The sequence below is a fragment of the Ureibacillus sp. FSL K6-2830 genome (assembly GCF_038004145.1).
Taxonomy (GTDB): domain Bacteria; phylum Bacillota; class Bacilli; order Bacillales_A; family Planococcaceae; genus Ureibacillus; species Ureibacillus thermosphaericus.
Genome location: NZ_JBBOQR010000001.1, coordinates 1821055 through 1834176, shown reverse-complemented (window position 1 = coordinate 1834176; position 13122 = coordinate 1821055). Strand labels below are relative to the sequence as shown.

10 protein-coding genes are annotated in these 13122 nt (G+C 35.7%); 5 read left to right on the top strand and 5 right to left on the bottom strand.

From position 1 onward, the window contains the following. Positions 1–384: 384 nt before the first annotated feature. On the top strand, positions 385–1317 hold the full coding sequence (locus NSU17_RS08980; protein ID WP_096549833.1) for an aldo/keto reductase: 933 nt from the start codon (positions 385–387) through the stop codon (positions 1315–1317). A gap of 647 nt (positions 1318–1964) precedes the next feature. On the opposite strand, the gene NSU17_RS08975 is transcribed toward NSU17_RS08980, so the two are convergent. Further along, the gene (locus tag NSU17_RS08975; protein WP_340704818.1) at positions 1965–2888 is read right to left on the bottom strand and encodes a 1,4-dihydroxy-2-naphthoate polyprenyltransferase; all 924 of its coding nucleotides are present in this window, start codon (positions 2886–2888) and stop codon (positions 1965–1967) included. Between the two features lie 116 nt (positions 2889–3004). After that, positions 3005–3883, bottom strand: a complete 879-nt coding sequence (locus NSU17_RS08970; protein ID WP_340704817.1) for a GNAT family N-acetyltransferase — start codon at positions 3881–3883, stop codon at positions 3005–3007. Positions 3884–4272: 389 nt separating this feature from the next. Between NSU17_RS08970 and NSU17_RS08965 the strand changes: the two genes are divergently transcribed. Genes NSU17_RS08965 through NSU17_RS08955 form a run of 3 tightly spaced genes read left to right on the top strand, consistent with a single transcriptional unit; the run spans position 4273 to position 6117 of the window. Continuing rightward, on the top strand, positions 4273–4650 hold the full coding sequence (locus tag NSU17_RS08965; protein ID WP_340704816.1) for a GntR family transcriptional regulator: 378 nt from the start codon (positions 4273–4275) through the stop codon (positions 4648–4650). Beyond that, positions 4650–5531, top strand: coding sequence for an ABC transporter ATP-binding protein (locus tag NSU17_RS08960; protein ID WP_168411901.1), 882 nt, complete (start codon positions 4650–4652; stop codon positions 5529–5531). The genes NSU17_RS08965 and NSU17_RS08960 overlap by 1 nt, the downstream gene beginning before the upstream one ends. Then, positions 5512–6117, top strand: a complete 606-nt coding sequence (locus NSU17_RS08955; RefSeq protein ID WP_340704815.1) for an ABC-2 transporter permease — start codon at positions 5512–5514, stop codon at positions 6115–6117. The genes NSU17_RS08960 and NSU17_RS08955 overlap by 20 nt, the downstream gene beginning before the upstream one ends. Before the next feature lie 189 nt (positions 6118–6306). Here the strand turns inward: NSU17_RS08955 and NSU17_RS08950 are convergent, their stop codons facing one another. From NSU17_RS08950 to NSU17_RS08940, 3 genes are all read right to left on the bottom strand, one after another. Further along, positions 6307–8139 (bottom strand): ABC transporter ATP-binding protein, encoded by a 1833-nt coding sequence (locus tag NSU17_RS08950; protein WP_340704814.1) that lies wholly within the window; start codon positions 8137–8139, stop codon positions 6307–6309. Next, the gene (locus NSU17_RS08945; protein WP_340704813.1) at positions 8139–9863 is read right to left on the bottom strand and encodes an ABC transporter ATP-binding protein; all 1725 of its coding nucleotides are present in this window, start codon (positions 9861–9863) and stop codon (positions 8139–8141) included. The genes NSU17_RS08950 and NSU17_RS08945 overlap by 1 nt, the downstream gene beginning before the upstream one ends. Positions 9864–9973: 110 nt before the next feature. Beyond that, on the bottom strand, positions 9974–10885 hold the full coding sequence (locus tag NSU17_RS08940; RefSeq protein ID WP_340704812.1) for a DMT family transporter: 912 nt from the start codon (positions 10883–10885) through the stop codon (positions 9974–9976). Positions 10886–11069: 184 nt separating this feature from the next. Here NSU17_RS08940 and NSU17_RS08935 point away from each other — a divergent pair, with 184 nt between their 5' ends. Then, the gene (locus NSU17_RS08935; protein ID WP_340704811.1) at positions 11070–13082 is read left to right on the top strand and encodes an EAL domain-containing protein; all 2013 of its coding nucleotides are present in this window, start codon (positions 11070–11072) and stop codon (positions 13080–13082) included. The last annotated feature ends 40 nt before the right edge of the window (positions 13083–13122 follow it).

Sequence of the window (13122 nt, the reverse complement as noted above, 5' to 3'; positions counted from 1 at the left end):
TTCTTTTTGTAAACCTTAGTATATAAAAAAGCAGTTGGTAATATGCCTAATCCATTTTTATCACTATTTTGACTTTATCTAACGGAGTAACGAGAAATTATACGCAAATTTTTACAAGAACCGTCAAACCTACTTTCTTTTTTGATAACCTTGTTTACAATAAATCCAAATCGAATCCTCAATATACCTATTTTTCCAATTCAAATATCTATTGGCATTCAGTAATTCGACATGCAACAATTTTACACTCTTATATCGACATAATCCCTTTTAGTTCAGCAGCTAATATTCCCTGTTACTGCTTATTTTCTCTTAATCTTGTAAATTTCTTGTAATTAAAACCAACTCCCTGTAAATTAATAAGTAATAAGGGGGCATGATTTTGTGGAGAAATATGTGCGATTAGGAAAATCGGAGCTTTATGTGAACCCTATTGGATTAGGAGCGAATGCAGTCGGTGGACACAATATTCACCCTCATCTAAGTGAAGCAGAAGGAAAAGAGCTTGTTCGTGTTGCTATCAAAAACGGAATCAACTTCATTGATACGGCATATTTGTATGGATTAGGCCGTTCAGAAGAACTCATTGGAGAGGTCTTAAAAGAAATGGGCAACCGAGATGAACTGATCATTGCAACAAAAGTCGGAGCTAAAATGGTTGATGGCCAACGAGTTATAGACAACTCTCCTTCATTTTTAAAAGAACAAGTGGAAAAAAGTTTGCAACGCTTAAAAACAGACTATATTGATTTACTTTACATTCATTTTCCCGATGAGCATACACCAAAGGATGAAGCGGTTGGAGCATTGAAAGAATTAAAGGATGAAGGAAAAATTCGAGCAATCGGTGTTTCTAACTTTTCATTAGCACTATTACAGGAAGCGAATAAAGATGGCTATGTGGATGTGGTTCAAGAACACTATAACTTAATTCATAGAGATGCTGAAAAAGAGCTGTTTCCATACACACTAAAACACCAGATTGCTTTTATCCCATATTTTCCTTTAGCTTCTGGCTTGCTTACAGGAAAATATACAAAGGATACTGAAATACCTGAATATCGTCAAAAATCTCAGTTCTTCCAAAAAGAAACGTATGAGAAAATCGTAGAAAAAGTGGAACGATTACGCACAATCGCCCAATCGAAAGATGTAGAGGTTGCAAATGTCGTTCTTGCTTGGTATTTGACACGAGAAGCCATAACTGCCATCATTCCAGGAGCAAAATGTGCTGCGCAAGTATTGAACAATTTAAAAACAGCCAAAGTATTATTGAGCGAAGAAGAAATTCAAGAAATTGATGAATTATTTAAATAATATGAGGAGTGCACGCCAACAAAGAGCGGATAAGTTAATTTTCTAGCTCACTCTTTGTTGGCTATTATTTTGTTAGATTTGACTATTATCCTTAGTAGCTTGACTATTATTGGCTAAATTTCGACTATTATCGTATTCTCCAAGAGGCGTTTTTAGATGATTGACTAATAAGTTGAAGAGTGTGACTATTATCTTCTGTAGTTTGGCTATAACTGATTCGATTTTGACTATTATCATAAATTTCAAGAGCAATTTTTGTTTGATTGACTATTATGTTCACAAATTTGACTATTATGCTTTATAGAATGACTATTATTGTCATGGATTTGGCTATTATTCCCCCACGAGAATAACAATCATGAATCAGTGTTTCCCCAAACTGAAAAATAATCCATCTAATTCAAGTACAACTGCTCCACCAACTGAAATTCCAGCATTTCTTTATTACAATAAAAAATGCTACTTTCCCTATATTCCCTATTTCCCTTATTTAGGACTTGTTTTTATTCAATAAACAGTTCGGATTTTTGTAAACTAAATTTACAATATTATTTTAGTAAGATAAAAATTTTAAAAAAATATCGCCTCCAAAAGGAAGCGATTCGTTCGAATGGGCAAGGCTTTAACATAAACCTTCATTTATCCCACTAAAATATATATCCTAGTAACAACCCAGCTGATAATAAAAAGCAGAAAATTGTGTTCGTCATGGCTGTTGATTTCATGGCAATAGGCATAAACTGCATTTCGCTTTCGCCCTTTTGAAAGCCTCGAATAGCGTCTATAGGTTTTTTTACGCTTAACAGCACTACTAGCGCCCAAGGACTGATGCTTCCCGTCACCACTAATCCGACAATCCAAAGATAGGAGATGATAAAACCGATTGCTAGTAATCTCACTGCATTGGTTCTACCGATTAATATGGCAAGCGTCTTTCTTCCGCCTCTTTTATCTTCCTCAATATCTCGAATATTGTTAGCCATGTTGATTCCGCCTACTAATATCCCTGATGGAATGGAAAGGAGTACTGAAAGCAGCGTGACTTCACCTGTTTGAATAAAATAGGCAATTAACACGAAAGCAGTTCCCATTAAAGCTCCTGCAAATAACTCACCAAAAGGGGTATAGGCAATCGGCAGCGGACCACCAGTATATAAATAACCTACCGCCATTCCAAACAATCCGATGACTACTAACCACCAACTAGAATTCGAGCAAATATATACACCAACAATCCCAGCAAAAACATATAAAAGAATCGCTACCGCCAATACATTTTTTGGCTTCAAGCCGTGGCGAACGATTCCTCCACCAATGCCAACCGATTCTTCCGTATCAAGCCCTCGCTTGAAATCGTAATATTCATTAAATAAATTTGTCGCAATTTGAAGTGCCAAACACGCAATCATCATCGCCAGAAATAGCAACCAATCGATCTTTGTATCATACAGTGCCATTACCGTCCCTAAAATGACCGGCGCAAAAGTTGCCGTTAACGTATGTGGACGAGTCATCTGCCACATAAGCTTTAATGATGAAATTTCCTGATTCTTTTCCATAACTGGTTTCATCCTCTTTCTATCATTCATGAAAATAATTATAACAAATTCAAATGATTCACAGGTACTTATGAAATGACATGAAAAGAAGCCCACAATTTTATTGTGGACTTATATTCATTAGGCAATCAAGATTCCCCATACGCATAAAAATCTATTTGAATTGTCTTCTGGAATCCAGCCTTTTGATAAACTGATAAAGCTTGTTCATTTTCCATCTCTACTTGAAGGAAAATTTGTTTTGCTCCGCTTCGATAAGCAAAGTCTTTCACCCAGTTCAATAAAGCTGTCGCAATCCCTTTTCGTTGATGGAGGGGATGTACTGCTAAGGAAGTAATCCACTGGTTCATTTCTTCCTTTGAAGTAGTTACAGTTCCGACAACTTCCCCATCCTTTTCTGCAACCCAAATCACTCTTCCTGGAACTTTTGTATTCAATTCAATGAGTTCGATTGTTTCTTCCCTGAGGTCGCCAAATGTTTCTCTAAATATTTCAACAAGGGGTTCCAAATCCGTAGATTCGTTATACGGTCTTATATATATAGAATCATTCATTTCAACCATTTCCGCTTGCGCTTCAAAAGTCGCTTCCGAAAAGCTATATGTATATCCGTATTTTTCCATGATTTTTCTTCCGTATAGGTCATTTTCTAGGACAACTACTAATTCTCCAACAGCGTGTCGATCTTTAAAAGCTTTTGATAATAAACTAAGTAATGCATCATCTATGCCTGTTTGTCTGTACATAGGATCAACTAGCATGGTCCATTCATATGTATCCAAACCAATTCGATCTACCGCCGTAATAAAACCAACTAACTCATTTGTTTCTTCATCGTAAGCAAGGATGCAAAATCCCCTGCTATATGTTTTATTTAATAAAGGTAGATTTAAAGCATAGGAATAAGGGCATTGGTCCACTTCTGTTGCAAATCGAGATAAATTTTGAATTTCTTGATATGTTTCTTCATCTATAGGTAACGATGTAGTCATAAAGGCAATGTTCATCTTTAATACTCCGATCTATTTCTTTTACTTTTAACATTTTAGACAAAGCATTCGCCCACTGCAACAAGCTGCATCACATTCCCATAAATTACGTCATTCGCTCTTTTTCACCTTTTCTCTCAAGTTTCATCGCTTCATCCATTCTTCGTTAATAAAACGTCAAATATTTCTAAAAGTAGCCGTTTGAAAAGTCATGTAGAGACGGCCGAGTGCAGTTGTATCCGTTAAAGTTTCGGGCGTTTTTCAACTCCCCTTGAGATATATAGCTTGGACGAATTTCACCCATTTTTATCATAAGGAAATACCCTAAAAAGGTATTGTTTGCCAATTCAATAATGTGTAAAATGTATATATATAATATATACATTTTTTTCGAGAGAGGTTTTTGCATGCAAGTTATAATTTCGAACCAATCTAAAGAACCGATTTATAAGCAAATTTATGATCAAATTAAGAAACAAATTTTAACGAATGAACTAAAAGCTGGCGAGATGCTACCTTCCATGCGTCAATTAGCGAAGGATTTAAATATAAGTGTCATTACAACAAAGCGAGCATATGAAGAACTTGAAAATGATGGCTTTATTTACTCAATAGTTGGAAAAGGATCGTTTGTATGTGAACAAAATAATGAAATGATTCTGGAAAGGAAAATGAAAGTCATTGAAGAACAACTTTTGTCTGCAATTCAAAATAGTAAAGAAGTAGGGATAGAATTAGAAGAATTAAAAGAACTTCTTACATTGTTATATAAGGAGGATACATGATGGAAAATGTAATTGAATTACAGCATGTATATAAGGCTTTTAAAGGATTTGAATTGAAAGACTTATCTATCTCAGTTAAGAAAGGCTTTGTTACAGGGTTTATCGGTGGTAATGGGGCAGGAAAATCCACAACCATCAAGCTGATAATGAATTTGTTAAAACCGGATAGTGGAACAATTTCTATTTTTGGTATGGATTATAAAAAAAATGAAAAAGAAATAAAACAACGAATCGGCTTTGTGTTCGATAGTAACATTTTTTATGAAAATATTACATTGGCTGAAATGAAGAAAATTATTAAACCTGCCTATCGTAAATGGGATGATACCTTATTTAATCAATATGTAGATATGTTTGAACTGCCTTTAAAGAAAAATTTAAAAACCTTTTCAAAAGGGATGAAGATGAAAGCCTCATTAACCATCGCATTATCCCACCATGCTGAGTTAATTATCATGGATGAACCGACATCGGGATTAGATCCAATCATTCGCAGTGAATTATTAAATATCCTACACAACCTTATGCAGAATGGAGAAAGAACAATCCTTTTTTCAACGCACATTACGACAGATTTAGATCGAATAGCAGATTATATAACCTTTATTCATAATGGGCAACATATCTTTACAAAAGAGTATTATAAAATCGAAGAGGAATTCGCAATAGTAAAAGGAGGAACGAATCTATTAGATCGTGATACAGAACAAGAATTTATCGGAATTCATAAAACTAATCACGGATTCCGAGCATTGACAGCGAATAAACAACGTACAAAAAATATTTTTGGTGATACGGTCATTATAGAGAAACCGACACTTGAGGATATTATGCTATATACAAAGAAAGGAGAAGAGAGAGATGCTAAATCTTATTCGTAAAGATATGATATTACAGAAGAAAACATTGCCATTCATGTTGTTATTTTTGTTTATCTATTTATTTGTAAATGTTTCTACTTCTTGGGTGGCTATCGTTTTTTGTATTGTAATCATCATGAATGCTTTTCAAACGGATGAAACATCGTCAGCCAATCTGCTTTTAAATTCTTTACCATATACACGAAAGGAAATTGTCAGTTCAAAGTATATTGGTGCGCTAATTTTTATTTTTCTTACTCTGCTGACTATTTTTATAGGAAATTGGATGATTCATAGAGAAATCATGCAATGGGAAGTATTATTGTTCATTACGAGCATTGTAATGGGTTTAATTTCATTTGCTTTCCCATTTTCTTATCTATTTAACAGTAAATATTTATTAATTGGATTTGGTGGTGTGTTTGTTGTCTATATGGTTACCCTAAGCTTTATACCTAATTTGAATGATAGGGTAAGAGAGCTAGTCCAAACGGTACTATCTTTGGATAATTCCCTGTTTTATCTTGGCATAATATTATCGGTTGGGCTTCTTTATGTTCTTTCGTGGATACTCTCGATTCGAATATATAGTAGAAAAGTTTTTTAGAGACGATTGTTAAAAGGATTTTTAAAATTTGACGTAACATCTAAAAGGTCCTGAAAATAAAATTATGGAAATGTTTGAAATCAGGTTACGAGGCTGGGACATAACGAATAAAGTGAACGAGCTGCAAAAAGCTTTTTTGTAAAAAATTGATTGGAGTGACGGGGCGAGTGTTTAGAAAGTTACACCTTTCTAAACTCCCCCTCCTTTTGATTGTTTTAACATATTTGCATAAATTCCATCTTTTTCGATTAATTCTTGCTGAGACCCCGATTCTGCAATTCTTCCGTCTTTCATCACAAACACGATATCTGCATGACGAACGGTATTTAATCGATGGGCGATGACAAAGCTAGTTCGTCCTTTCATTAACTCCTCTAATGCCTCTTGAATTTTCTTTTCCGTTACAGTATCGATGCTACTTGTCGCTTCATCCAATAACAAAATTGCAGGGTTTGCTAAAAATGCTCTTGCAATCGATAACAATTGTTTTTGACCTTGCGAAATTTCACTACCATCCGCTTTTAACACCGTGTCATAGCCTTTTGACAACTTCATAATGAAATCATGAGCATTGGCTTTTTTTGCTGCATCCACCACTTCTTCATCGGTTGCATCAAGCCTTCCATAACGGATATTTTCTCGAACAGACGCTTCGAATAAAAAGGGATCTTGCAACACAAAAGCCATTTGTCGTCGCAACGTTTGCCGCTTATAATCGCGAATATTCTTTCCATCAATGAGAATTTCACCGCTATTTGCATCGTAAAAGCGGGCAATCAATAACATCGTTGTCGTCTTCCCGGCTCCAGTAGGCCCAACAAGCGCCACCGTTTGACCTGGTTGAACACGGAAATTCAAATTGTGCAATGTATCAGATTTGTTTTTTGACTCGTATTTAAAAGACACATTTCGAAACTCTACTTCACCTCGAATTTGGTAATCATCAGGTAGGTTTCCTCGGTCTTCTTCCATCTCCTCATCCATAATCGAAAATACTCGTTCAGCCCCTGCAATTGCTGATAATACGGTATTGATTTGGTTCGCTAAATCATTTAATGGTCGGGTAAATTGCCGGGCGTATTCTGTAAAAATCACAATAGTTCCGATTGTTACCCACCCGTAATACGCAAAAATTCCTCCGATTCCGGCGATAATAGCAAAACTCATATTGTTTAGAAAATTAAAGACTTTTGGAATATAACCTGAATATACAAGCGCCCAAAATCCAACGTTCTTTAGACGTTTACTTTTCATATAAAAATCCTGTTTCACGTGGTCCTCTTGAGAAAAAGCCTTCACAATACTTTGACCAGAAATCGTTTCTTCAATCATCCCGTTTAAATCTCCAAGAGCTTCTTGCTGCGCTTTAAACAACTTGCTCGTTCTTTTCGTAATCCATCTCATTGCTATAAACATAAGCGGGATGACGATCATTGTAATGAGTGTTAAAGACGGGCTTAAATAGAGCATCACGATGATTGTGCCGGCAAGGGTTAAAAGGCTCGAAAACACTTGAATAAAAGATGTATTTAGCGTAGCACTCACCGTTTCAATATCATTTGTCAAACGGCTCATAATTTCTCCATGCTGCCTTTTATCAAAATAAGAGATTGGGAGCTTTAACAAATGTTTAAAAGCACCAGTCCTCATTCTGTATACCGTTGTTTGTGCAATGCCTACCATCCAATAGTTTTGCATAAACAATGTCACTGCATAAACAATGTACACACCAATTAGCACACCAATCATCGGAACCATACGTTGAAATTCTTTCGGAATAACAAAATGGTCAATGATATATCCCATCAAAAAAGGTCCTAATAACCCGGCAATCGAACTGATGATGACCATGATGAAAACTGCAATCAACAACCCTCTTTGTTCATCCACTAATTTCCAAATACGAAGGAGCGTTCTTTTCCAATCGCTTGCTCTAGGACCTTTGTGTTTTTTCTCCGCGTTGCGTAAATCTTCTTTCGTCAAAATCGGTTCGTACCCAAAAGGTTTTTTGAACATTTCCATCATTCATCACCTACCTGTTCCTCTTGGGTGCTGGCGATTTGTTGATAAAGCTTGCTACTTTTCATCAATTCTTCATGTGTACCGATAGCAACAATCTTTCCTTCATCTAACAATACAATGCGATCTGCCCCTTTTGCTGTATGGATTTTTTGAGTCACAACGAGCATCGTCGCCTCTGTATCTTTTAAGGCATCCCATAAAGCAGCTTCCGTCTTTACATCGAGAGCGCTTGTACTATCATCTAGTATTAAAATTTGAGGCTTTCGAATAATCGCCCTTGCAATCGATAATCTCTGTTTCTGGCCACCGGATAAATTGACGCCCTTTTGGCCAACCCTTGTTTTATACTGTTCAGGAAAATTGAGTATCGTATCGTGGATTTGTGCCTTTGTCGTAGCAGCCACAACTTCACGATGTTCTGCCATTCTTTTCCCCCACTTTACATTGTTTTCAATCGAACCTGTAAATAACAATGCCTTTTGGGGAACATAACCAATCATGTTACGTAAATCCTTCAATGACCAATCGGAAATATTTCTTCCGTTAACTACAATTTCTCCTTTACTGGGTTCATAAAAACGGGGAATTAAACTAAGTAACGTGGTTTTGCCAGAGCCAGTCGTCCCCATTATCGCCAATTTTTCTCCTTGCTTTACTTCGAAAGAAATATCTTGAAGGACTAATTTTTTTGTATTTGGATACTTAAAGGAAACGCCTTTAAAACGAACCGTTCCGAATTCCTCTTTCGGTGTTTCCGTCCCGCTTTTTTCTTCTTCCAGCCCCTCTTCCATGACTAATATTTCCGCCATTCGTTCACTGGAAGCTTTAGCTCGAGTAAACCCGTTTAAAATAAAGGCAAACATTCCGAAGTATCCTGTAATACGTAAAGCGTAGTTGACAACTGCCACTAATTCCCCCACTTGCGCCTCGTTCATGCTGACTTCACGTGCACCATACCAAATAGCAAGCAGTAAACTCACATTCAGCACAAAACTCATGATGGGCATCATTAACTCCATCATTCGGAGAGCTTTCATCGTATCCAGTTTTAAATCTTCGGCTATCCGGTTAAATTTTTCCGTTTCGTAGGCATTTCGCATATAAGCTTTCACTAAATAAATCCCTTGTAAACTTTCTTGAAGCGCACGATTCACTCGATCCATTCGACGTTGTACTTGTCCAAATAAAAGACTCCCGTTTTTTACAATTATATATAAAAAAATAGTGAGAAACGGTGTACCAATCATTAATATCATCGCCATCTTGGCATTAACGAAAAACACCATTACAAGGCTCAGTACAACCGCTAAAGGAGCACGAATCATAATGCGTAGACTCATAAATAAAATGCTTTGTACTTGTTGAACATCGTTGGTGAGCCTTGTAATCAAACTGGATGTTGGATATTTCAAAAAAGTTGTCATGGAGAATGATTGAATTTTTCTAAATAAAGCATTTCGTAAATCCAAAGCAAAACTTTGTGCCGCATGTGCAGCGAAATATGTATTTACAATTCCGCATAAAAAGGCTAAAGATGCAATTCCTATCAACATGCATCCCCATAAGAAAATCACATGAAAATCCTTTAAGACAATACCTTCATCAATAATTTTGGCGATGATGATCGGTTGTGCCAATTCAGCTACAAGTTCTAACAACATTAATCCTAAGGCAATTAGCGCAAACCATTTATATGGCTTTAAATAACTCAAAACAACTTTCACAAACCCACCCCAATCTATAAAACAACGCCAAATTCATTTTTAAATCAAAGTGCATTGCTCCCAAACATTTGGGAACATTTATCTCGCTAAATCGTACCATTTATTCAGCGCTAATTTTTATTGTATTTTTCCGCTTTTTCACTCGCTACTGAAATCCACGTTACGCATGCTAACATAAGAAGTATTCCAATTGCTTGCCATAGACCAAATCTTGTTGAAAATACAATCATCGAAATAACCATTGTAGTGAGCGGCTCCATTGTGGATAATATACTCGTTAATACCGGGCTAATATAATTCATGCTGCTTAAAAACATAACAAAAGCTGCGGTACTAAAGAAAATGATACTAAACATAGAAATCAATAATTTAAAATCGAAGAGCAACCCCCATTCATCGCTTTGCCAAATAAACGATCCCATTCCTAACACGACTCCACCAATCAACATTCCCCAACCAACTACAAGTAAAACCCCCCACTCTGCCATTAAACGTGCAGGATATAACGTATAAATAGCGAAAGTAATTCCTAGTACAAGACCCCAAAAAAGCGCTTCACGACTAACCAATAACTGATCAATTTTCGCGTTTGTTAGTAATAAAAATAACCCAAGCAGCGTACCAAGGACACCTAATATTTGGTATTTAGGGGGCCATGTTCGAACTTTAATAGATGTATAAGCAAGAATAAAAAGTGGCCCTAGAAACTGCAATAGTGTTGCAAAAACCGCATTGCTACTTTGAATGGTCATTGTGAAAGAATATTGTAGCCCAAGCATACCTGCTACGCTGTATATAACAAGTTGGCGACTCCAATATTTTGTTTTCCAAACAGCTAAAACCGAATTATTGGTAATCTGTAAAAATGATAAAATCGCTACTCCAGCAACAAGCAATCGAACAGTAAGAAAAAAATTCACCGTCATACCTGAATCTTTTAAAATCCACTCTGTTAGTGGCCCTGTTGCCCCCCACAGCATTGCTCCTATGATGATTAATATAATTCCTTTTAAATGTTGCATAGCATGAACTTCCTTTTTATAATATAGAATTATTATTGTAACAATTTACTATTTTTATAGGCCCATTTTAGTATCATTGTTTAATGTCAAAAAATTGATAGTCCTACAATAGTGACTATTGACTTCAAAATAATTTATAATAAATATGGTATAAAATTACGGTATGCAAGGAGACGGAATTAGGATGAACCTTAATATAACGCAAAGCTATGATGAAAACTTGCTACTGAAAGCTCCCTTCCCATCTTTTGCATTAAATGTAAATGCAGATACAATCACTTGGAACACCATATGTGAACAATATTTTGGTTACACAAAACAGGACTTTCAGAGTGTTGATTCATTAAAAGAACAATTATTTTCTACTTTATCTGAAAATACTTGGCAGCGCATACTGAATGCTCAAGAATACATTCGATTAAATCATATACAACTGATTCATAAAAATGAAACGCTTATCAAAGCAGACGTAATCGTTTTCCCATGCACGATTAACAACAATCGTTGCATTGTTTTTTATTGCTTGCCAGAACAACAATTTTCTCAATTAGGAGAATCGGACCAAGAACTATCTGATTTAAAGAGTGGGCTTCTCTCATCCTTTATGATGGTTACGTTAGATTATGAAGGATTTATTGTTAGCTGTAATCCTTTATTCTTAAAAACAAGTAAATGGACGCCAAAACGAGTGTTAAGAAAAACCTTTTGGCAACTATTCCCTGATACAGAAGAAAGCCATGAAATAGCAGATACTATATGGAATACTATCTCTCAAGGGAAAGTTTGGCAAGGCGATGTACAAAAAATGAAAAAAACCGGTGAAACTTATTGGGTTCATTTAACTGCCATTCCCACTTATTCTCATAGTGAACAAAAATATCGCTACACATTAATAGAGCAAGATATTACAAATGAAAAAGAATTGCAACATAAACTCGAAAAAATTGCTTACGTTGATGCAGAAACTGGTTTAATGAATGTCCATCGCTTAGAAAACGTTGTAAAAGAAATGATTGCAGAGCAACAACAATTTTACTTCGTTTATTTGAGTATCGATAAATTCTACACGTTGAAGGAACTTCATCATGTTGAGCTGGACAACAACTTTATTTTAGAGTTCACGAAACGCTTAAAAATTTACTTCCAGGATAGTTTACTCGCTCGCATAAACGAAAGTGATTTTGTTGTGATTACTCCCCTTGGCGAATGGTTTATCCAAGGATTTTTATCCTATTTAAAACAAAATCCAATTTACCTTGGCAATCGTGCAATGCCGATTACAATCAGCGGTGGAATTACTCGTTCTCCGCAATATCAATCGAACTTTACTCAATTAATGAACGCTTCTCTTGCAACGATTGCTAATGTTCGCGAAGCTGGTGGAGATAATATATTATCTCTTTCTGAAGCTGCCCATAAAAAATTAAATCGGAAATCCATCATTGAAAAACGTTTGTTAATGGCGCTCGATCAGCATAATTTAAAGGTATTGTATCAGCCGCAAGTAGATTTAAAAACAGGACAAATTTATGCGGTCGAAGCTCTTGTGAGATGGGATGACGAAGAAATTGGCGTAGTTAGTCCCGACGAATTAATCCCAATTGCTGAAGAAACTGGTTTAATTAACGATATCGGTTCTTTTGTGATTGAAGAAGCATGTCAACAAGCAGCTAAATGGAAAAAACAAGGCCTCGAATTAAAAGTAGGGATTAACTTATCTGTTCGAGAATTTAGGGATAAAAACATGGCAAAATTCATATTAGATACATTGACGAAAACAGGTTGTCCTGCTCATCTCATACAAATCGAAATTACAGAAAAGTTTGCATTAGAAGCTGAAGCGGAAACATCCATCATTCAACAAATGCGTAAATTAGAAGAGGAAGGCATTACCTTTGTATTGGACGACTTTGGAACAGGTTATGCTTCATTCCGATACATGCAACTTTTACCAATTAATACATTAAAAATCGACCAAACTTTTGTTCATTCACTTACGCAATCCGAAAAAACGCAATGCTTAATTAAGGGCATTGTTCATTTCGGAAAATCCATGAACTTAACAGTGTTAGCTGAAGGTGTAGAAACAAATGAACAAAAAGAACTGTTAGAACAATATGAATGCGATGCTATACAAGGATTTTTAATCAGTAAACCTGTTACAGCAGACAATATACCTCAGCTTTTATCTTCTTAAATAAAAAAGGCTACTCCTTAGTGTTTTGAGTAGCCTTTTT

Bases quoted from the DNA above. Each gene is read 5' to 3' on its own strand.
- NSU17_RS08950 (WP_340704814.1), bottom strand. From the start codon at position 8,139: ATGGAAATGTTCAAAAAACCTTTTGGGTACGAACCGATTTTGACGAAA.
- NSU17_RS08970 (WP_340704817.1), bottom strand. From the start codon at position 3,883: ATGAACATTGCCTTTATGACTACATCGTTACCTATAGATGAAGAAACA.
- NSU17_RS08940 (WP_340704812.1), bottom strand. From the start codon at position 10,885: ATGCAACATTTAAAAGGAATTATATTAATCATCATAGGAGCAATGCTG.
- NSU17_RS08960 (WP_168411901.1), top strand. From the start codon at position 4,650: ATGGAAAATGTAATTGAATTACAGCATGTATATAAGGCTTTTAAAGGA.
- NSU17_RS08935 (WP_340704811.1), top strand. From the start codon at position 11,070: ATGAACCTTAATATAACGCAAAGCTATGATGAAAACTTGCTACTGAAA.
- NSU17_RS08955 (WP_340704815.1), top strand. From the start codon at position 5,512: ATGCTAAATCTTATTCGTAAAGATATGATATTACAGAAGAAAACATTG.
- NSU17_RS08975 (WP_340704818.1), bottom strand. From the start codon at position 2,888: ATGAAACCAGTTATGGAAAAGAATCAGGAAATTTCATCATTAAAGCTT.
- NSU17_RS08965 (WP_340704816.1), top strand. From the start codon at position 4,273: ATGCAAGTTATAATTTCGAACCAATCTAAAGAACCGATTTATAAGCAA.